The following is a 21085-nucleotide window of genomic DNA, read 5'->3' on the forward strand; positions in this document are numbered from 1 at the left end:
GCCAGGGACGGACCGGCGCATCACGGCATCGGCCTCCCCGGGCATCCGGCATCCATGGCTCCGGGATGTCTACCGGCTGGTAACCGCTGCCGTAGGCTAGCCGTGCCGGCGGTATCCGCGCCGGTGCCGGCTGGCTGTCCAGGCCCTGGAACCGGGTTTCGGACAACGGCCGACGTTCGACGGCGACGAACCGGCGGTCGGTGGCGGCCGCGGGTCGGGAGGTCCCGTGTTCGGATCATCCAGAAACTTCGTACGCGACGTCGTGTTCGTCGACGGGGTCCGAACCCCGTTCGGGAAGGCCAAGGGCGTCTACGCCGAGACCCGTGCCGACGATCTGATCGTGCGGGTGATCCGGGAGCTGCTGCGACGCAATCCTTCCCTCCCCCCCGAGCGGATCGACGAGGTGGCGATCGCGGCCACCACCCAGATCGGCGATCAAGGCCTGACCATCGGCCGGGTCGCCGCCATCCTGTCCGGGTTGCCGGAAACGGTGCCGGGCTTCGCGATCGACCGGATGTGCGCAGGCGCCGTCACGGCGGTGACCACGACGGCCTCGTCGATCGCCGTCGGCGCCTACGACGTGGCCGTGGCCGGCGGGGNGGAACACATGGGCCGCCACCCGATGGGCGAAGGCGCCGACCTCAACCCCCGGTTCGTCGCCGAACGGCTCGTGGACACCTCCGCGCTGGTGATGGGCTCGACCGCCGAGAACCTGCACGACCGGTACCCCAAGATCACCAAATCGCGGGCGGACGCCTTCGCTCTGGCCTCCCAGGAGAAGGTCGCCAAGGCGTACGCGAACGGTCAGATCCAGCCCGACCTCGTCCCGGTGGCCGCCCGGCACGTCGAGACGGGCTGGGAGTTCGTCACCGTCGACGAGCCGCCGCGACCGGACACCACGCAGGCGGGGCTCGCCGGGCTGCGCACGCCGTTCCGGCCGCACGGGCGGGTGACCGCGGGCAACTCCGCCGGGCTCAACGACGGCGCCACCGGCTGCCTGCTCGCCGCCGCCGAGGTGGCGGCCGAGCTAAGCCTGCCGGCGAAGATGAGCCTGGTGGGTTTCGCGTTCGCCGGAGTCCCCCCCGAGGTGATGGGCGTCGGGCCGATCCCGTCGACGGAGAAGGCGCTGGCCCGCACCGGCCTGACCATCGACGACATCGGCCTGTTCGAGCTGAACGAGGCCTTCGCCGTGCAGGTCCTGGCCTTCCTCGACCACTTCGGCATCGCCGAGGACGATCCCCGGGTCAACCCGTACGGCGGGGCCATCGCGTTCGGTCACCCACTGGCGTCCAGCGGGGNGCGCCTGATGACCCAGCTCGCCCGGCAGTTCGCCGAGCATCCCGAGGTGCGCTATGGCATGACGGCGATGTGCGTGGGTCTCGGCATGGGCGCCACCACGATCTGGGCGAATCCGCACCACGCCGCGGCCAACTGAGCAGGTACGACGACCGAGCAGGCACGACGACCGACCCGGGACGACCCGTCCGACACGACCGGGCCCGCGGCGGAACCGAGGGGAGATCCATGACCATCGACGAGGTGACCCTGTCCTTCCCGGGCGAGGTCGTCACGGCCGCCCACGTCCGCTACGCGCGGCTGCCCGAGGTGGCCGGGCCCGTCGCCCTGATCACCCTCGACAACGGTCATGACCACACCCGGCCGAACACCTTCGGCCCGGCCGGCCTGCGGTCCCTGCTCGCCGCCGTCGACGAGATCGAGGCGCACGACCCGCCGGTCGCCGCGATCGCCGTCACCGGCAAGCCGTTCATCTTCAGCGTGGGTGCGGACCTGTCCTTCCGCTCATCGCTCACCGACCCGGAGCGGATCCGCCCCTCGCTCGCGGCGCTCGGCCGCCTCGGGCACGAGGCCTTCGCCCGGGTGGGTGAGGGTCGCCTGGGTGACCGGAAGGTCCCGACCTTCGCCCTCGTCAACGGGGTGGCGCTGGGCGGCGGGCTGGAGCTGGCCCTGCACTGCGACTACCGGGCGCTGTCCGCCGGCATTCCCGCACTCGCCTTCCCAGAGGTCTTCCTCGGCCTCGTCCCGGGCTGGGGCGGCACCCAGCTGCTGCCCAACCTCATCGGCGCCGAACGGGCGGTGTCCGTCGTCATCGGCAACGCGCTCAGCCAGAACCGCATGCTGCGCGGCCGGCAGGCGTTCGAGCTGGGTCTCGGGGACGTGCTGCTGGAGCCGGCGGACTTCCTGGCGGAGGCGCTGCGCTGGGTGGGCCAGGTGCTGCGCGGCGATGTCGACCCGGTGGCCGCCCGCGCGCCGGTCGAGCGGGGGGCGGGCTGGGCGGAGGCGATCGCACGGGGCCGGACGCTCGCCGACGCGAAGCTGCACGGGGCCGCGCCGGCCGCCTACCGGGCGTTGGACCTCCTCGCGCTCGCCGAGACCGCCGACCGCGCCACCGGGTACGCGGCCGAGACCGAGGCCCTCGCCGATCTGTCCGTCAGCGACGAACTCGCCGCCAGCCTGTACTCCTTCGACCTCGTGCAGAAGCGGGCGAAGCGGCCGGTGGGCGGGCCGGACCCGGCGCTGGCCCGGCCCGTGACGAAGGTCGGGGTGGTCGGCGCCGGCCTCATGGCAAGCCAGCTCGCCCTCGTGTTCGCGCACCGGCTCGAGGTGCCGGTGGTGCTCACCGACATCGACCAGGCCCGGCTCGACGCCGGGGTCGCGGGGGTCCACCAGGAGGTCGACAACCTCCTGCTGCGCCACCGCATCACCCCCGACCAGGCGAACCGCTACAAGGCGAACGTCACCGGATCCCTGACCAAGGACGCCTTCGCGGACGCGGACCTCGTCATCGAGGCCGTCTTCGAGAACCTGGCCGTCAAGCGGACCGTGCTCGCGGAGCTCGAGGCCGTCGTGGCGCCCACGGCCGTGCTCCTGACGAACACCTCGGCGCTGTCGGTCACCGAGATGGCCGCTGGGCTCGATCATCCCGAACGGGTAGCCGGGCTGCACTTCTTCAATCCGGTGTCGGTCCTCCCCCTGGTCGAGGTGGTCCGCGCTGCCCGCAGCGACGACGCCACCATCGCGACGACGCTGGCCGTGGCGAAGAACCTGAAGAAGAACGCGGTCCTGGTCGCCGATGCCCCGGCGTTCGTCGTCAACCGGCTGCTGACGCGGTTCCTCGGGGAGGTGCTCGGCGCGACAGAGGGCGGTACGCCGCTCGAGGAGGCCGACCACGCCCTCGATCCGCTGGGGCTGCCGATGTCCCCGATGACCCTGCTCGCCCTCGTCGGGCCGCCGGTCGCCCTGCACGTCGCGGAGACACTGCACGCGGCGTTCCCGGACCGGTTCCGGCGGCCGACGGCTCTCGCCCGGCTGGTCGAGGCGGGCCGGAGCGGCGTCTACACCACGGGCCCGGACGGCGTCCAGACCGTCGACCCGGACGCCGCCGCGCTCATCTTCACGCCGTCCCCGGCCGCCACCCCGCTGACCGGGGACGAGGTACGCGAGGCGGCGCTGCGGGCGCTCGCCGAGGAGATCCATCTGATGCTGACCGAGAAGATCGTCGCGGAGGCCGCCGACATCGACCTGTGCATGATCCTCGGCGCCGGCTGGCCGTTCCACCTCGGCGGCATCACGCCCTACCTGGACCGTAGCGGCATCAGCGAGGCCGTCACCGGGCAGCGCTTCGCCCCGCCGGGGGTCGCCACCCTGCGCTGATCCAATCGGCCGCCCTGACCATCGGCGCCGGTCAGGCCGTGCGGACCGGTGGCTCGTCGTCGCCACCGCCGCGTCNGCCATCGCCGGGGGAATCATCGAACGGGCCCGGCTGCTGAAGATCCGGGGGCAGCGACGGGTCCAAGGAGAACGGGGCGCCGGGCGTCAGCAGGCAGTAGCTTCCGGATTCCTTTCCCACCTGGTACGTCTCGTGGCTCGCCGCGGCGCTGCCGCGCCGGACGTCGACCTGAACCTCCCGGACCGTCGGGGAACCCACGGACCGGTGGATCTGCACTCTTCGCACGGCGAACGAGGCGATACCGCCCTGGACATCGTCCAGAGCCCGCATGATGATGGCGAACTCGGACGCTGGGCGGCGTTCCTGGACCGACGGGCAGAGGCGGACGTAAGCGGCCTCGTAGCGCGAGTCCCTGACCTCCATCAGGTAGGCGCGGACGGCGTTGGCAGGGCCGTCGGTGGAGCGGAGGAGCAGGAACAGACCGGTTCCGCCCGCGCCGGTCAGGAGGGCGAGCACGAGGACGAGCGGGATCAGCCACCGGGCCCGACTACGGCGGGGNGCCGGCGGCCCGCCCGGCCACCCGGGGCCGCCCCACGAGATCGGCGGGACGGGCGGGGGCCACCCGGGTGGCCGTTGCGGGTCATGGTGCACCCCCCACCCTCCTCCCACTTTCCTCACATTCGCTCCTGCATCGCATCATCAGTACACAACAGCCGAGCACCCCGCTGCCGTAGGGCGACACCGACGAGCGCCCAGACCAGGTCGGCGATCGTGGCGAGAAGCCGCGCCACCAACGCGACCAGGGTCGCCGGCCCGCTGGCGACCGCCGGCGCCAGCGCCAGCACCAGCACCGCCTCCCGCACCCCCGCCCCGGCGGGCAGCACCAGTACCAGGAATCCGGCGGTCCAGGCCAGGGCATAGGCCCCGAGGGAGAGCAGCAACAGCCGGCCGCCACCGACCGCCGGATGCAGATCCCGGACGAGCAGCCAGGTCGCCACCCCATAGCAGCAGAAGCTGAGCAGCAACCAGCCGGCTCCGGCGGCGACGGCCCGCGGGGGCAGCGGTTCGGTCAGCGGTGGGCGGCGCAGCAGCCGGAATGCCAGCGCCAGCAGGCGGGACAGCACCGGGGGACAGAGCACGACGACGAAGACGGGCACGACCGCCAGCGCCCACCAGTAGTCGGCGAGCGCCTGCGCGGAGACGAACGGCAGGGTGACCGCCGCGGCGAGCCCCCCGCTCGGCACCGCGAGCGCCAACACGACCAGGCTCGCCGAAGCCGCCTTCGGCCGGGAGACGCCGTGGTCGCGGGAGAGCTCCATCTGCGCGAGCACCGGCCACACGCTGCCCGGGATATATTTGCCGATCTGCCCGACGAAGAAGATCCGCACAGCGGCCCGCAGGGGAAGCGCGGCGCCCAACCCCCCCAGCAACGCCCGCCAGGACAACACGGTGGTACCGACGGCAAGCACGGTGACCACACCCGAGGCCACCACGCCGCCCACGGTGAGCGAGCGGACGGACTCCTCGATCTCGTTCCACTGGCTGACCATGGCGAGAACCAGTAGCCCGAGGGCCACCAGAAGCGCACCACGCACGGCCCACCAGCGTGGGCCGTGCCCAGCCCGGCGGCGGGAGGCGGCGCCCTGGCGCGCCGACACGGTGTGCTCACCCACCTGGTCAGCCTAGGACGGCGGTCGGGCCGCCACCGCGCCGGGCCCCGACACGGTGGCGGATCCCGACACGGTGGCGGGTCCTTGCCCGTCGGACCCCGATGACCGGGCGGCACCCGGGTGCGTCCGGGATCAGCGCACCCGAGTCAGAGCACCGGGATCAGCGCACCCGAGTCAGAGCACCGGGGTCAGCGCGCCGCGGTCAGCGCTGGTCGCCGATGGCCTCGCCGGCCCGCTCGCCCGCCGGGGCCGCTTCGCCGGGCGAGGTCGGGTCGTCCTCGATCGCCGGCTGGCGCTTCGCGACGGCCTCGACGACCTTGCGGGCGAGGTCCTGCGGGGCAAGCCCGACCTCGGCCATGACCTCGTCCCGCTTGCCGTGGTCGAGGAAGCGCTGGGCGATGCCGAAGTCCCGCAGGGGCACGTCAACGTCGGCGTCGCGCAGCAGCTGGGCCAGCGCCGCCCCGACCCCGCCGACCCGGCCGTTATCCTCGACGGTGACGACGAGGTCGTGGGCGCGGGCAAGATCGATCAGCGCCGGGTCCAGTGGCTTGACCCACCGCGGGTCGACAACGGTGATGCCGATGCCCTGGCTCGCGACCCGCTCCGCGACCTCCAGGCAGGTGGCGGCCATCGCGCCGATGGAGACCAGCAGCACCTCGCGGCGCTGGGCCACCTTCGGCGAACGGTAGAGCACGTCCACCCCGCCGACCGTGTCAATCGCCGGCACGTCCACGGCGACCTTGCCCTTGGGGAAACGCACGACGGTCGGGCCGTCGGTGTCACCCACGGCCTCACGCAGCTCCGCCCNCAGGGTCGGCGCGTCCCGCGGGGCGGCGATCGCGAGCCCCGGGACGACCTGCAGGAACGACAGGTCCCACATGCCGTTGTGCGACGCCCCGTCCTCCCCGGTGATGCCGGCCCGATCGAGCACGAACGTCACGGGCTGGCGGTGCAGGGCGACGTCCATCAGGACCTGGTCGAACGCGCGGTTGAGGAACGTGGCGTAGAGACACACGACGGGCTTGAGCCCACCCATCGCGAGCCCGGCGGCCGAGGTGACGGCGTGCTGCTCGGCGATACCGACGTCGAACACCCGGTCCGGGTAGGCCTTGGCGAAGGCGCCGAGACCAACCGGCTGGAGCATCGCGGCGGTCAGCGTGACGACGTCGGGCCGCTCGGAACCGATCTGCACGATCTCGTCCGAGAAGATGCTCGTCCAGCTGATGGTCTTCGACGTCGACACCGGCTTGCCGGTCGCCGGGTCGATGATGCCGACGCCGTGGAAGTTGTCGGCGTCGTCCTGCTCCGCCGGCGGGTAGCCGAAGCCCTTGCGGGTCACGCAGTGGACGATGACGGGCCCGCCGAAATCCCGAGCCCGGCGCAGGGCCGACTCGACCGCGACGACGTCGTGGCCGTCGACCGGGCCGACGTACTTCAGGCCGAGGTCCTCGAACATGCCCTGCGGCTGGACGACGTCTTTGATGCCCTTCTTGATGCCGTGCAGCGCGTCGAACAGCGGGGGGCCGACCAGCGGGGTGCGGCCGAGGACCTGCTTGACGACGTCGAGGACCTGCTCGTACTCGGGCGCCAGCCGCAGCGCGGCGAGGTGGTCGGCGAGGCCGCCGATCGTCGGTGCGTAGGAGCGGCCGTTGTCGTTGACGACGATGACGACGGGCCGGTCGTCGGCGGCGATGTTGTTCAGCGCCTCCCAGCACATCCCGCCGGTCAGGGCGCCGTCACCGACGACGGCGACGACGGCCCGGTCCTCACCACGCAGCGCGTAGGCACGCGACAGCCCGTCGGCGTAGGACAGGGCGGTCGAGGCGTGCGAATTCTCGATGATGTCGTGCTCGGACTCGGCCCGGCTGGGGTAGCCGGAAAGGCCACCCCGCTGGCGCAGCCCGGAGAAATCGTCCGCCCGGCCGGTCAGAATCTTGTGCACATAGGACTGATGGCCGGTGTCCCAAAGGATGCGGTCGAATGGCGAATCAAACACACGATGTATTGCCAACGTCAGCTCGACAGCCCCCAGATTCGGCCCGAGGTGACCTCCCGTACGCGCGACTGCGTGAATGAGGAAATCACGGATCTCGGCCGCCAGGGTGGCGAGCTCCTCGTGGTCGAGGCGCTTGACGTCCTGCGGACTACTGATCGTGGACAGAAGCGACACGGCGTGAACTCCCTCTCCCGAAAGGGGATCGGTCCGGGTCCGGCAAAGTCTACGCAGCCCGTCTGGCCCCTTGCAGACGGGCACCCGACATGTGAGTTCCTCGTAGACCGTCAGGCAATAGGCCTGATCGCGGTAGAATCCACCTCCCCGGTTGTCCACTATTGGTCCGGATCCGAGTACGCGGATGCACACACTCTGTCGGCGTGGCGCGCGGGCGACACGCCGGCACGACCAGGTCGTGTCGGGAGCGGCCGGAAGTGGAGTCCACGGCCTTCCGGCGACACTTCTGGTACCGACGCAATCACACCAGGTTCGGATTCCGGTCCGCGCCGCGCGGCTCGAGCAGTGCCACGCACTCGACGTGGGCGGTCATCGGAAACAGGTCGAAGGCGCGCAACACGACGAGGTCGTAGCCCGCGGCCGCCGCGGCGGCGAGGTCCCGACCCAGCGCGACAGGATCGCAGGCGACGTAGGCGACCGCGCGGGGGCGATGGGCGAGCAGCGCGGCCACCACCGCCGGGCCCGCCCCGGTGCGCGGCGGGTCGAGCACCGCGAGATCGACCCGGCCGGCCGGCCCGCCCGTACCGACCACCCCACGAACGGTAGCCGGCGTCACCCGCAACGCCCGCAGCGAGACCCATGGCAGATCGGCGAGGTTGTTCGCCGCGGCCGCGACCGACGCGGCGTCGGACTCCAGCGCGATGACGCGGCCAGCGGCGCCGACATCCTCCGCGAGGAACGCCGCGAACAGGCCCGTCCCGGCATACAGGTCGAGCGCGGTCTCCCCGGCTCGGGGACGCAGGGCCTCGCGGACCGCGTCCACCAGCACGCCGGGAGCCGCCGGATGGACCTGCCAGAACACCTCCGGCCCGAGCCGGAACCTCCGCCCCCCCACCACCTCGACGACCTCCCCGGGGGCTCCGACCTCCCCGGGATCCTCGCCGGTCCCGGCGTGCTCGTCGTTGACGACCGTCCCGGCACCGGCGGGATGCACCGCCACGGCCACCTGCCCGGTCGCCGGGCTGGCCGCGACCTCGACGGCGTCGGCCCCAGGAAACCGCCGGCCGGCGAGCGCCGCGAGGACGAGGGGGTGGGCGATGCGGCAGTCCGGCGTCGCCACCACCTCGTGCGAGCGGCTCGCCCGCAGCCCGACCTCGCCGCCGGCCGTCACCGCGAAGCGCATCCGGGTCCGCCACGCCAGTCCGTCGTCGGCGCCACCGGGCCGGTCGGATCCGGTCAGCCGCTCCGGACCGCCGACGGGCACCGCCTCGACCAGCACCTCCAGCGCCGGCTCGGCGCCGGGTCCGGCCTCGGCCGCCGTCCCTAGGCCGGACCCGGCGTGCGCGGGGCTGACCCGGGCGTCGAGGCCGCCGAACCGCCGAAGGGCGTCGGCCACGACCTCGGCCTTACCGCGCCGCTGCGCCGCGAGGCCGGCATGCTGCCAGTCGCACCCCCCGCACAACCCTGGACCGGTGTGCGGGCAGGGCGCGACCACCCGGTCCGGCGAGGGCGTCAGGACGGCGACCGCGTCCGCCCGCCAGTACCGCTCGTGGGAGGCGTCGGTAACTCGGGCACGAATCCGTTCGCCGGGCAGGGCATGGCGGACGAACACCACCCGACCGCCCGAGCGGGCGACGCAGAAGCCGCCGTGGGCCACCGGCCCGACGTCGAGGTCGAGCAGCGAGCCGACCGCGATCCCCGGCACGCGGGCCTGCCGTGCGGTGCCCCCGAAGACGCGCGATCGCGCGGGCCGACGCTGTCGACTCACCGCTTCCGCTCCAACGGGCCGGGAAGCGTGGCCCGGCCCTGTCGCACCGCGCCCGCCCCGGTTCGTTCGAACCGCTGCTCGGCCAGCCTGGACGAGGCGAGCTGCCAGGGCACGCTGGTGACCATGACGCTGGGCTGGAAGAGCAGCCGGGCCTTGAGCCGCAGCGCGCTCTGGTTGTGCAGGAGATGCTCCCACCAGTGACCGACGACGTACTCCGGGACGTAGACGGCGACGACGTCGCGGGGGCTCTCCCGCCTGATCCGGGCGACGTAGTCCAGCACCGGGCGGGTCACCTCCCGGTAGGGGGAGGCCAGCACCACGAGATCGACGGTGATCCCCCGCTCCGTCCACGCCTTGCGGAGCCGATCGGCCTCCGCCTGGTCGACGGCGACCGTGACCGCGACGAGGCTGTGCGGCCGCGACGCCTTGGCGTAGGCCAGGGCCCGCAGTGTCGGGGCATGGATCTTACTGACGAGGACGACGGCGTGGATCCGGGAGGGCAGGGTCGGCGGCCCGGGTTCCGGGGTGAGTTCGACCGCGACCCGGTCGTAGTGAGCCCTGATCCCCCGCATCCCGAGAAAGATGATCGGGATAGCCAGACAGACGATCCAGGCACCGTGGGTGAACTTCGTGACCAGCACGAGGATCAGCACGGTGCCGGTGAGGCAGGCGCCGAAGAAGTTGATCGCCTGAGACCGGCGGATCCGCCGGCGGGCGGCCGGATCGGACGCCGCCGGGTCGTCCGAGCGCAGGATGCGTGCCCAGTGCCGCACCATCCCGGTCTGGCTGAGGGTGAACGAGATGAAGACCCCGAGGATGTAGAGCTGGATCAGGGCGGTGACCTGCGCGTCAAACACGACGATCAGCAGGATCGCGAAGCCGGCGAGCAGCACGATCCCGTTGGAGTAGGCCAGTCGGTCACCGCGGGTGTATAGCTGACGCGGCAGGTAGCCGTCGCGGGCGAGGATCGAACCCAGCACCGGGAAGCCGTTGAAGGCGGTGTTCGCCGCCNGCATCAGGATGAGAGCGGTGACGACGGCGATGTAGCCGAAGCCGGGCGATCCGTCCCCGAAGACGGCGGCGGCGACCTGGGCGATCACGGTCCGCTGCTCACCACTGGCGCCGATCAGGTCCCCGGTGTGCTCAGCGACATGCACGTCGGAGATCAGAGCCAGCGCGGTGACGCCGCCGAACATCGTGACTGCGATAAGCCCCAGCATCAGCAGGGTGGTCGCGGCGTTGCGGCTCTTGGGCTTCCGGAACGCGGGCACCCCGTTACTGATCGCCTCGACCCCGGTGAGCGCCGTGCATCCCGAGGCGAACGCCCGCAACACCAGGAACACCAGGGCGAATCCCGCGTAGTCACGCTCGGCGACCACCTGGTACCCAGCACTCTCGGCCCGCGGCGGATGACCGACGGCCGCCTGGACCAGCCCGGTGACGATCATTACGAAGATGCCGAGCACGAAGCCGTAGGTCGGGATGGCGAACGCCGTGCCGGACTCGCGCACCCCACGCAGGTTCATTATCGTCAGTAGGACGACGATGACGACCGCGAGGAGCACCTTGTGCGCGGCGAGCCCGGTGATAGCGGACGTCAGGTTCGCGACACCGGCCGACACCGACACCGCGACCGTGAGGACGTAGTCAACCAGCAGGGAACTGGCCACCAGCAGGCCGGCCCGCGGGCCCAGGTTGACCGAGACGACCTCGTAGTCGCCGCCGCCGCTCGGGTAGGCGTGCACGTTCTGCCGGTAGGACGCCACCACCGTCAGCATCAGGATGGCGACGGCTCCAGCAAGCCAGGGCGAGATGTGGTAGAAGGCCAGCCCACCCAGCGACAGGACAAGCAGGATCTCCTCGGTCGCGTACGACACCGAGGAAAGGGCATCGCTCGCGAAGACGGGCAAAGCGATGCGTTTAGGGAGCAATGTCTCCCCAAGCCGGTCGCTCCCGATCGGTCGACCGACGAAACCGCGCTTGAGGCGGTCCGTGAGCGCCACGCGGCGATGCTACCGACGCCAGCCACGCAGTTCAGTATCAGTGTGACGTGGCACACAGATACTCCGTATCCGGAGATCCGGCCACGTGACCTGCGCCGGTCAGCCCGGATCGGACTACCCTCAACCCTTGTGCACGTCGTGATCCTCGGCTGCGGCCGAGTCGGCTCCGCGCTTGCCCGCAGCGTCGAACGGTTCGGCCACTCAGTGGCAATCATCGANCAGAACCCCGCCGCGTTTGGGCGGCTACCGCAGGATTTTACCGGTCTGCGGGTCACCGGGATGGGCTTCGACCGCGACACCCTCATCGAGGCGGGCATCGAGCAGGCCGCCGCGTTCGCCGCCGTCTCCAGCGGGGACAATTCGAACATCATCGCCGCCCGGGTGGCCCGCGAGATGTTCGGGGTCGAGCGGGTCGTCGCGCGGATCTACGATCCCCGCCGGGCCGAGGTCTACGAGCGGCTCGGTATCCCCACCGTCGCCACGGTGCGCTGGACCCGGGACCAGATCCTCGACCGGCTCCTACCCGACGCTGTCACGCCGCAGTGGTCCGACCCGTCGGGCTCGGTGCTGCTGGCCGCTATCCCACCCGGACCCGCCTGGGTGGGCCGCCGGATCCGGGAGTTGGAGGAGTCCGCCGGGGTACGGGTGGCNTGCGTGACCCGGTTCGGCGAGGGTGTCCTGCCCGATGCCCGCACCCTCGTCCAGGACGGTGACGTGGTGCACGTGGCGGTGACGAAGGCGCACGCCTCCGAGGCGGACACGGTGCTGCGCACCGGGCCGGACGGCAAGGACTCCGGGTAGATCCGGGCAGATCTGGGCAGATCCGGGTAGATCCGGGTAGACGATGCCGCGCGAAGAGGAGAAGCGATGAGCGTGCGCCGGGTGGTGATCGCGGGGGCGGGCAAGGTCGGCCGGTCCATCGCCGCCGAACTGCTGGAGAACGGCTCCGAGGTGCTCATCATCGAGCGGGATCCGCAGAAGATCCGGACCGACGCGCTACCGGAGGCCCGGTGGCTGCTCGCGGACGCCTGCGAGCTGTCCCAACTCGACGCGGCCGGGCTGAATGAGTACACCGTCCTGGTGGCCGCCACCGGGGACGACAAGGTGAACCTCGTCGTCTCGTTGCTCGCGAAGACCGAGTTCGGCGTGCCCCGGGTAGTGGCGCGGGTCAACCATCCCAAGAACGAGTGGCTGTTCACCGAGTCGTGGGGGGTGGACGTGGCGGTGTCCGCGCCGCGCCTAATCACGGCTCTGGTCGAGGAGGCCGTCAGCGTCGGCGACCTCGTCCAGCTGATGCGGTTCCGGCAGAGCGATGCATCCCTCGTCGAGCTGACGCTGGCCGAGAACGCGCCGGTGATCGGCCAGCGGCTCAGCGAGATCACCCTGCCGGCGGACAGCGCCTTGGTGGTGATCCTGCGTGACGGACGGGCGGTCGTTCCCTCGCCCGACGCCACGTTGGAAGACGGCGACGAGATTCTCGCGGTCACGACAAATGCCGAGGCCGAGGAGAAGCTCGCTGTGCTGCTCGGTCAGGCGCCGGCAGGCGCGGGCGCGCCGGGCTGACGCGCGACAGGCTGGCGATGCGGAGGCGGTCAGCCGGCAGGCCGCCGCTCGCCGCGCGGGGGCTCGCCGCGCGGGGCGTCCTCGGCCAGCACCTCGCCGGCCACGACCGTCGAGTCGGTGGCGGCGGGGGGCAGCGGTGCGATCCGGCGGACGATGGCGAAGCTGGCCAACACCGCGACACCGAACAGCGGAAGTCCCAGGGCGATGTTGGCCGCGGCCAGCCAGCCGGGCTGGTCGGCGAGGTAGAGCACCCCCTGCACGACGAACCGCACACCGAACACAGCGATCCAGACCNCCGTCNCCCACNCCGCGGCCCGCCGCTGGCAGGGTACCCGCTGCCAGCTCGCATAGCGGCTGTCCAGACCGGCCATGAGATACCCCGCCACCGGCCGGCGCAGGACGATCGACAGCAGGGCCACCACCCCCCAGAGCGCGTTCTTCGCGATGCTGGGCAGGAAGAACCCCTTCGCATTCCCGGTACGAGAGGCCACGAATGCGGCGACCGCCACGGCGAACAACCCCGAGAAGGTCTGCTGGGTCGGCTCACGGCGCACGATGCGCAGCGCCAGCAGAGCGGCCGCCGTGGCAATGGCGACCGCGATGCCGGCGGTCAGTCCGGCCTCGGCGTTCACCGTCACGAACGCCACGGTGGGCACGGAGCTGTCGATGATCCCCCGTGGGCCGCCGATGGCCTCGGACATCGTCATCGGCGGCGTGTCGGGAGATGGCGTACGTGGCATGTCTGGTTGGGATCCCGTCGGGTTGGGCGGACCCGCCGACCTAGGCGCTCGCCGACGGAACGGGGAGTAGTTCGTAACGCGGGTTGAAGATGATCGGACGGTTCTCCTGCACGGTAACGCGCCCGGAGGCCTTGACCGACGCGCCAGCCCGCAGGCCCGGGATGTCCCGGCGGCCGAGGAAGACCAACGTGACGGTGCCGCTACCGTCGTAGATGTCGACCTCCAGGGCCGGTGCACCCGACCGCGCACGTACCGTCACGGCCTGGATGGTACCCGCGACGCAGATCTCGTCCCGGTCACGACAGCCGCTCATCGGGGCGGCACCCGCCGCCGCCGAGGCCGCCTGGAGGTCCTCGGCGTCGAGCTCGCTCGTCCCTGCTGTCAGTCTGTGGAGCTTGCGCCCCAACCAGCCGCGTGACTCGCCCACGGCTCCTCCGATCCGGCTCGCCGGCGACTCGGCGCAAGCAACTGCGGCTCGAGCACGTCCAGCACGTTCAACACGTCTCATGCAACGCATGACCGGTACTCAATGTGCCCGCCCCGCATGGCGCCTTCGGCGCAATGCGGGGACCCCGGGCACAGGGCGCCGTACGGGGTCTCCGTCGAATCACCTCCGGTGACCCTCCTGGGAGAACCATCGGGCGCCTTCGGCGCAATGCGGGGACCCCGGGCACAGGGCGGTCAGCGGATCTCGGCTATACGCGCACCGCGCACGGGCATCTCGGGCCGTCCGCTGGTCGCCGAGGCGACCGGTCCGCCGGAACCATCGGGGTGATCGGGGTGATCGGTGATCTCTTTAGGCAGCCTCAGGGGCAACGGATCCCGCACCGGCATCGCGCCGTCACCACGAGAAATGATCAGATTGCGCAACGCGGCGTCCAGGAGGGGGCCGGCCGCCGGATCCNGTCCGGCCGCGCCAGTCACCACCGCCCGCAGAAACCAGCGCGGACCGTCCACACCGATCATCCGGCCCGGCACGGTCTCGCCCGGCCGCCCGGTCGGCAAGCTCATCCGCAGTTCGGGGCCGTAGCGACCGTCCGCCTCCGACCCACCGCCCCCCTGAATGGTCTCCAGGATCTCGGCCCGCACCTCGTCCCACAGGCCCCGGCTCTTCGGCGCCGCGAAGACGGAGAGCTCCATCGCGCTGCGCCCGTCGGTCACCAGCACCGTCAGCGGCTTGCCGGTCGACTCCTCGACCTGGAACTGCACCTGCATGCCGTCGAGCGCCGGAATCCGCAACGACCCGAGATCGAGGCGATGCACGTCGTCATCGGGTGCCTGCGCGATGTCGTAGGGACCATCGGGCTCCGACGAGCCCCGCGAGGTGACCTTCTCGGGGACGTCCATCTCGGAGGCCCCGCGACGGTCGAACTCCCTACGTCCTCGTCCGAACACCGGTGGTCTCCTTTCCTGCCCCCCCGGCGGNCCCGAANCCCCCCGTGGAGCCGAACCCGCCGCTTCCGCGCACCGAGGCCGGCAGCTCATCGACCTCCCGGAACACGGCGTGCTCCACGCGCTGCACGACCAGCTGGGCGATCCGGTCGCCCCGATGCAGGATGATCGTGTCAGATCGGTCGGTATTGATCAGAACGACTTTGATTTCTCCACGGTAACCGGCGTCCACCGTTCCCGGGGCGTTGACCACGGACAGGCCGTGCCGCGCGGCCAGGCCACTGCGCGGATGGACGAACGCCGCGTACCCGGCCGGCAGGGCGATGCTCAGACCGGTTCCGACCGTCGCCCGCTCCCCCGGGCCGAGCGTCACGTCCTGGGCCGTCACCAGGTCCGCCCCCGCGTCCGACGGCTGGGCGTACGCCGGCAGCGCCAGCTCGCGGTCCGACCGGCGGACGAGGATCTCCACCCGACCCGGTACGGCGGGCGCGGGCTGCACGGCGAGTGGCACCGCGGACGCGGGAGGCGGGGCGGTGGGCGGGGCGGTGGGCGTCGTCGGATCGGTGGCGGTCATGGCTCTCCTGGTCGAGGGTGCCCGGTCCGGGCGTGACCCCCACGCTAGGCCATGGCCCTCGTCCCGCCATCGGCCTGCCGGTCCGACGGGCCGCAGCAAGCCCCGGACTCCGGCGGGCGTATCCCGGCGTGATCGGATAGCAGATGATCCGAGAGGCCAAGACGATCCGAGGGGCCAAGCAGGCCGGTCGGGGTAAGCAGGGGGCGGGCGGACCGACATGGTCCTCGCCGAGGAACGAGAGGTGTGGGGTGGCGAAAGCAGCGTCAAAGCTGGGATGGAAGATCGTCGGCGGAGGGGCGACCGCGCTCGCGGGCATGGCCGCGAGCCGAGTCGTGAACGCCCTGTACCGCAAGGTACGCAAGTCCGACCCGCCGGCCAACCCGGCGGACCCGGACACCGCCTGGACGGAGGCCGTCGCCTGGGCGGCGATCTCGGGTCTCGCGATCGGGATCGGCCGGTTGGCGGCCGAGCGCGCGGCCGCGCGCGGATGGGCCCGGGCGACGGGTTCACCGCCGCCCGGCATGCTCCACCCGAAGACCTCCTTCTCCGAGGAGTGGACGGCATCCGAGGACTGAACGCGTGACCGACGAGCACCGACCACGAGCCGCTCTCCGGGGTACCCGGCTGCTCCTTTCCAGGCACGATGGGATCAACCGGTGCGCCGTCCGGATCGGCGGCGTCGCGATCAGCGGGAGGCTCGGATGGCCGTGTACGCCCTGGGGGACGCCGTCCCCACCATCGATCCCACGGCCTACGTCCATCCGGACGCGACGGTCATCGGCACGGTGACGATCGGGCCCGAGTCCACGGTGTGGCCGGGCGCGGTGCTGCGTGGCGACTACGGGACGATCGAGATCGGTGCCCGCACGTCCATCCAGGACGGCACGGTGATCCACGCCACCGAGGAGCTCACCACGGTAGTGGGCGACGACTGCACCGTCGGGCATCTGGCTCACCTGGAGGGTTGTGTCGTCGAGGACGGCGCCCTGGTCGGTTCCGGTTCGGTGGTACTCCACCGGGTCCGGATCGGCCGGGGCGCGCTGGTCGGCGCGGGCGCGGTCGTCGTGGGCGGCACGGTCGTGCCGCCGGGCGCGAGGGCGCTCGGCGTGCCGGCGAAGATCCTGCCGGACTCCGTCGCCCCGGGTGCCCTCGCCGCCGGGGCCGCGATCTACGTGGCGAACGGCAAGCACTACCGCGAGCAGCTACGCCGGATCGACTGACCGGTCGACCGCCGGGCCACCCACGCCTCGCCCAGCCCTCCCGGCGGGTCCGCCGACGGCCCGACGGCCGGTGCGCCCGAGGTCTCACCGTTGGGTCCCCACCCAGGTGAGCGGATGTCTCAGAGAGTGTCACAGCCGACGCCGCGCCACGTAACGGCGCGTTCCTACCGTCGTGGCATCACCCGCACCTCGGAGGATCATCTATGAGCGCCACGCTGGAAGGCGTCCCGACTACCGGCACCGTGACCGGTCCGTCCCGACGCGGCCACTGGATCGACGACTGGCGGCCCGAGGACCGCACCTTCTGGAACAACGGCGGTTCCCNCATCGCCCNCCGAAANCTGATCTTCTCGATCCTGGCCGAGCACATCGGGTTCTCGATCTGGTCGCTGTGGGCGGTGACGGTCCTGTTCCTCGGACCGGCCTACCACATCGACCCGGCCGGCAAGTTCCTGTTGACCTCGCTGCCCGCGCTCGTCGGCAGTGCGCTGCGGATCCCCTACACCTTCGCCGTCGCCCGGTTCGGGGGGCGTAACTGGACCATCTTCAGCGCGGCGTTGCTCCTCGTGCCGACGATCCTCGCGGCCGTCGTTCTCTCCCCCGGCGTCTCCTACCCCACCCTGCTGATCGTCGCCGCGGTCGCGGGGGTCGGAGGCGGTAACTTCGCCTCCTCGATGACCAACATCAACGCCTACTACCCGGAGCGGCTGAAGGGCTGGGCCCTGGGGCTGAACGCCGGCGGCGGAAACCTGGGGGTGGCCGCGATCCAGCTTGTCGGCCTGCTCGTCCTCGCCACCGCCGGCAAGGACCACCCCCGGGTCGTCCTTGCCGTCTACATCCCGCTGATCGTCCTGGTGACGCTCGGCGCGGCGCTGTTCATGGACAACCTGTCGAGCGCGAAGAACGACCGGGGGGCGATGCGCGACGTCGCCCGTGACGGTCACACCTGGGTGATGTCGCTGCTCTACATCGGCACGTTCGGGTCGTTCATCGGGTTCGGCTTCGCGTTCGGCCAGGTGCTCCAGGTGCAGTTCCACGACCAGTTCAGCACCCCGATCAAGGCCGCCTACCTGACCTTCCTCGGTCCGCTGCTCGGCTCGCTGATCCGCCCGGCCGGCGGCATCCTGGCGGACCGCGTCGGCGGAGCGAAGGTCACCTTCGTCAACTTCGTGGCGATGGCGGCCGCGGCCGCGATCGTGCTCGTCGCCTCGCTGACGGAGTCGCTTCCTCTGTTCCTGGTCGGGTTCATCGCGCTGTTCGTCTTCAGTGGCGTCGGGAACGGGTCGACGTACAAGATGATCCCGGCGATCTTCCGGGCGAAGGCCCAGGCCAGCATCGACGCCGGTGGCGACCCGGTCGCGGCGCAGCACTCGGCCCGGCGGCTGTCCGGAGCCCTCATCGGCCTGGCCGGCGCGATCGGCGCGTTCGGCGGGGTGCTGGTGAACCTGGCCTTCCGGCAGTCGTTCCTGAGCTACCGGACCGGCAACGCGGCGTACATCTCCTTCATCGCCTTCTACGCGCTGTGCTTCGTGGTGACCTGGTTCGTGTATCTGCGGCCCTCGGCCAGGCGTCTTGCCGGCATCTGATCCCGGCTGTGCCCGGTGTTCAGGCCAGTTCGACGGCGACGGCGATCTCGCCGCCGGTCGGGCTCAGCGTGAGCTCCCGGATGCTGCCGGCGCTGCGCAGGTCCGCGGCCACCGACTCGACGAGGGCGACGAGGTCGGCCTCGCCGCTGATCCGGACGCTCGCGACCTCGGCCTTCTGCGACACCTTCGCCTCGGACTTGGCCCGGCGGACACCGGACAGCGCCGCCCCGACGGCACCGAGGAGCTCCACGCGGGCGCCCTCGGCGAGCTTGCGGATCTCGGCGGCGTCCGGCCAGCTCGCCCGGTGCACCGAACCGGGACGCCACCAGGACCAGACCTCCTCGGTGACGAACGGCAGGACCGGGGCGAACAGCCGGAGCAGCGCTGACAGGGCCACCGAGAGCGTGGTGTGCGCGGAGGCCGCGCCCGCCGCCCCGGAGGAGCCGTACGCCCGGCCCTTCACAAGCTCGACGTAGTCGTCACAGAACCGCCAGAAGAACGACTCGGTGACCTCGAGGGCCCGGGCGTAGTCGTAGCCGTCGAAGGCCGCGGTGGCGGCGTCGACCACGTCGGCCAAGGCGGCCAGCAGGGCACGGTCCAGCGGTTCACTGGCCGGGGCGGGGGCCGCCCCGGCGTCGGAGACCTCGGCGTCGGAGACCCCGGCGTCGGGGGTCACGGCAAGACCGAGCGCGAACCGGCTGGCGTTGAGGATCTTGATGGCGAGCCGGCGGCCGTTCTTCATCTGGCCGACATCGAAGGCGGTGTCGGTACCCGGCCGCCCGGACGCCGCCCAATAACGGACCGCGTCCGACCCATGCTCCTCGAGCAGGCCCATCGGGGTCACCACGTTGCCCTTGGACTTCGACATCTTCTTACGGTCCGGGTCGAGGATCCAACCGGAGATCGCCGCGTTCGACCAGGGCAGCACGTCGAACTCGGCGTGGGTGCGCACCACCGTCGAGAACAACCAGGTCCGGATGATCTCGTGCGCCTGCGGACGCAGGTCCATCGGGAAGACCCGGGAGAACAGATCGGTATCGTGCTCCCAGCCGCTGGCGATCAGTGGGGTGAGCGAAGACGTCGCCCAGGTGTCCATCACGTCGGGGTCGGCGGCAAACCCGCCGGGCACGCCCCGCTGCTCGGCGGCGTACCCGGGCGGGACGTCGCTGGACGGGTCGACCGGCAGCGAGGCCTCGTCGGGCACGATCGGCGCGTCATACCGCGGCGCACCGGCGGCGTCCAGCGGGTACCACACCGGGAACGGCACGCCGAAGAACCGCTGCCGGCTGATCAGCCAGTCGCCGTTGAGGCCGTCGACCCAGTTCTCGTAGCGGACCTTCATGTAGTCCGGGTACCAGCGCAGCTCCTGGCCGCGTCCACGCAGCGCGGCCCGCAGCGGCTCGTCCCGCCCGCCGTTGCGGAGGTACCACTGGCGGGNCGTCACGATCTCCAGCGGCCGGTCGCCCTTCTCGTAGAACTTGACCGGATGGGTGATCGGCCGCGGATCGCCGAGCAGCGCGCCGGACCCGGCGAGCAGTTCGACGATCCGCGCCCGGGCGCTGTGCACGGTCTTTCCGGCGAGCTCGGCGTACCGCTCCCGGCCGGCCGCGGAGGTGACGGCGCCCGGTGGGTCCGGGATGAACCGGCCGTCACGGCCGATCACCGCACGCGCCGGCAGCCGCAGCTCGCGCCACCACGTCACGTCGGTGAGGTCGCCGAAGGTGCAGATCATCGCGATGCCGGATCCCTTTTCGGGGTCGGCCAACCGGTGCGCGACCACCGGGACCTCAACGTCGAACAGCGGGGTCCGCACCGTGGCGCCGAACAACGACTGGTAACGCGGGTCGTCCGGATGGGCGACCAGGGCGACGCAGGCGGGCAGCAGCTCGGGACGGGTCGTCTCGATGACAATCGGGTCCGCCAGATCCCCGGAGCCCGCCAGATCCCCGGAGCCCGCCGGGTCCAGCCCGCTGCTCGGGGCGGAGACGCCCGACCGGGGGAAGGCCAGGCTGTGGTACGCGCCGGGGCGGTCCCGGTCCTCCAGCTCGGCCTGGGCCACCGCGGTACGGAAGGTGACGTCCCACAGCGTCGGGGCCTCGGCAAGATAGGCCTCCCCCCGAGCGAGGTTGCGCAGAAAGGCCCGCTGCGCAACGGTCCGCGACCGGGCGTCGATCGTCGCGTAGGTGTACGACCAGTCGACGGAGAGCCCCAGCCTGCGCCAGAGCTGCTCGAAGCCCTTCTCGTCCTCCAGGGTCAGCCGCTCGCAGAGCTCGACGAAGTTGCGTCGCGAGATCGGGACCTGCTCCTTGCCGGGCTTGTCCGGCGGAGTGAAACCCGGGTCGTAGGGCAGCGACGGCTCGCAGCGGACAGCGAAGTAGTTCTGGACCCGGCGCTCGGTCGGCAGCCCGTTGTCGTCGAAGCCCATCGGGTAGAAGACCTCGCGACCCCGCATCCGCTGGTAGCGGGCGATCAGGTCGGTGTGGGTGTACGAGAAGACGTGCCCCACGTGCAGGGAACCGCTGACGGTCGGCGGCGGGGTGTCGATGGAGTAGACCTGCCCGCGGTCGACCGTCCGGTCGAACGCGTAGGTGCCCTCGTCCTGCCATACCGTCGACCAGCGCGCCTCGATGCCGTCCAGGCTCGGCTTCGCCGGGACCGCGCGGGTGGACCGTTCCGTACCGTCTGTCGCAACCACAAGTAACGATCCTACG

16 protein-coding genes are annotated in these 21085 nt (G+C 71.6%); 7 read left to right on the plus strand and 9 right to left on the minus strand.

Annotated features, from left to right (window positions below):
• The first annotated feature begins 226 nt into the window (after window positions 1-226).
• Entirely contained in the window at window positions 227-1435 is a 1209-nt protein-coding gene (locus ALLO2_RS15475) for an acetyl-CoA C-acyltransferase (protein ID WP_035732902.1), read from the plus strand.
• 89 nt (window positions 1436-1524) lie between these two features.
• The gene (locus tag ALLO2_RS15480) at window positions 1525-3672 is read left to right on the plus strand and encodes a 3-hydroxyacyl-CoA dehydrogenase NAD-binding domain-containing protein (RefSeq protein ID WP_023841680.1); all 2148 of its coding nucleotides are present in this window, start codon (window positions 1525-1527) and stop codon (window positions 3670-3672) included.
• Between the two features lie 690 nt (window positions 3673-4362).
• Here ALLO2_RS15480 and ALLO2_RS15490 read toward each other — a convergent pair.
• The 4 genes from ALLO2_RS15490 to ALLO2_RS15505 all read right to left on the minus strand — a co-directional run bounded on the left by ALLO2_RS15490 (window position 4363) and on the right by ALLO2_RS15505 (window position 11299).
• Window positions 4363-5361: a lysylphosphatidylglycerol synthase domain-containing protein gene (locus ALLO2_RS15490; protein ID WP_023841682.1), complete on the minus strand. Its 999-nt coding sequence runs from the start codon at window positions 5359-5361 to the stop codon at window positions 4363-4365.
• Window positions 5362-5560: 199 nt separating this feature from the next.
• Complete coding sequence (gene dxs, locus ALLO2_RS15495; protein ID WP_035732903.1) at window positions 5561-7528, minus strand: 1-deoxy-D-xylulose-5-phosphate synthase; 1968 nt, start codon at window positions 7526-7528, stop codon at window positions 5561-5563.
• Window positions 7529-7829: 301 nt separating this feature from the next.
• Window positions 7830-9296 (minus strand): class I SAM-dependent RNA methyltransferase, encoded by a 1467-nt coding sequence (locus ALLO2_RS15500; protein WP_023841684.1) that lies wholly within the window; start codon window positions 9294-9296, stop codon window positions 7830-7832.
• Window positions 9293-11299 carry an APC family permease gene (locus tag ALLO2_RS15505; RefSeq protein WP_035732913.1) on the minus strand — a complete coding sequence of 669 codons (2007 nt, stop codon included), beginning with the start codon at window positions 11297-11299 and terminating at the stop codon, window positions 9293-9295. Before ALLO2_RS15505 ends, ALLO2_RS15500 begins: the two co-directional genes overlap by 4 nt.
• 129 nt (window positions 11300-11428) lie before the next feature.
• Here ALLO2_RS15505 and ALLO2_RS15510 point away from each other — a divergent pair, with 129 nt between their 5' ends.
• The gene (locus tag ALLO2_RS15510; protein ID WP_035732914.1) at window positions 11429-12100 is read left to right on the plus strand and encodes a TrkA family potassium uptake protein; all 672 of its coding nucleotides are present in this window, start codon (window positions 11429-11431) and stop codon (window positions 12098-12100) included.
• A 30-nt stretch (window positions 12101-12130) separates the two neighbouring features.
• Window positions 12131-12862, plus strand: coding sequence for a TrkA family potassium uptake protein (locus ALLO2_RS15515; RefSeq protein ID WP_255353887.1), 732 nt, complete (start codon window positions 12131-12133; stop codon window positions 12860-12862).
• 29 nt (window positions 12863-12891) lie between these two features.
• Here the strand turns inward: ALLO2_RS15515 and ALLO2_RS15520 are convergent, their stop codons facing one another.
• The 4 genes from ALLO2_RS15520 to dut all read right to left on the minus strand — a co-directional run bounded on the left by ALLO2_RS15520 (window position 12892) and on the right by dut (window position 15568).
• Complete coding sequence (locus ALLO2_RS15520) at window positions 12892-13602, minus strand: DUF3159 domain-containing protein (RefSeq protein ID WP_035732915.1); 711 nt, start codon at window positions 13600-13602, stop codon at window positions 12892-12894.
• A 40-nt stretch (window positions 13603-13642) separates the two neighbouring features.
• A complete protein-coding gene (locus ALLO2_RS15525) occupies window positions 13643-14029 on the minus strand; it encodes an OB-fold nucleic acid binding domain-containing protein (protein ID WP_011435763.1) in 387 nt (128 codons plus the stop codon).
• 254 nt (window positions 14030-14283) lie between these two features.
• Complete coding sequence (locus ALLO2_RS15530) at window positions 14284-14997, minus strand: DUF3710 domain-containing protein (RefSeq protein ID WP_035732916.1); 714 nt, start codon at window positions 14995-14997, stop codon at window positions 14284-14286.
• Window positions 14978-15568 carry a dUTP diphosphatase gene (dut, locus tag ALLO2_RS15535; protein WP_035732917.1) on the minus strand — a complete coding sequence of 197 codons (591 nt, stop codon included), beginning with the start codon at window positions 15566-15568 and terminating at the stop codon, window positions 14978-14980. The genes ALLO2_RS15530 and dut overlap by 20 nt, the downstream gene beginning before the upstream one ends.
• A 248-nt stretch (window positions 15569-15816) precedes the next feature.
• Between dut and ALLO2_RS15540 the strand changes: the two genes are divergently transcribed.
• The 3 genes from ALLO2_RS15540 (at window position 15817) to ALLO2_RS15550 (ending at window position 18374) form a co-directional block, all read left to right on the plus strand.
• Complete coding sequence (locus tag ALLO2_RS15540) at window positions 15817-16143, plus strand: DUF4235 domain-containing protein (protein WP_011435760.1); 327 nt, start codon at window positions 15817-15819, stop codon at window positions 16141-16143.
• A 126-nt stretch (window positions 16144-16269) separates the two neighbouring features.
• Window positions 16270-16788, plus strand: coding sequence for a gamma carbonic anhydrase family protein (locus tag ALLO2_RS15545; RefSeq protein ID WP_023841686.1), 519 nt, complete (start codon window positions 16270-16272; stop codon window positions 16786-16788).
• A 203-nt stretch (window positions 16789-16991) separates the two neighbouring features.
• Entirely contained in the window at window positions 16992-18374 is a 1383-nt protein-coding gene (locus ALLO2_RS15550; RefSeq protein WP_035732918.1) for a NarK/NasA family nitrate transporter, read from the plus strand.
• Between the two features lie 19 nt (window positions 18375-18393).
• Here ALLO2_RS15550 and valS read toward each other — a convergent pair whose 3' ends face one another.
• The gene (valS, locus tag ALLO2_RS15555; protein WP_035732920.1) at window positions 18394-21069 is read right to left on the minus strand and encodes a valine--tRNA ligase; all 2676 of its coding nucleotides are present in this window, start codon (window positions 21067-21069) and stop codon (window positions 18394-18396) included.
• Window positions 21070-21085: the final 16 nt, after the last annotated feature.

It is taken from the genome of Frankia sp. Allo2 (assembly GCF_000733325.1).
GTDB lineage: Bacteria > Actinomycetota > Actinomycetes > Frankiales > Frankiaceae > Frankia > Frankia casuarinae.

Excerpts from the sequence above, each read along its gene's own strand:
- ALLO2_RS15480 (WP_023841680.1), top strand. The coding sequence starts at position 1,525 with ATGACCATCGACGAGGTGACCCTGTCCTTCCCGGGCGAGGTCGTCACG.
- ALLO2_RS15545 (WP_023841686.1), top strand. The coding sequence starts at position 16,270 with ATGGCCGTGTACGCCCTGGGGGACGCCGTCCCCACCATCGATCCCACG.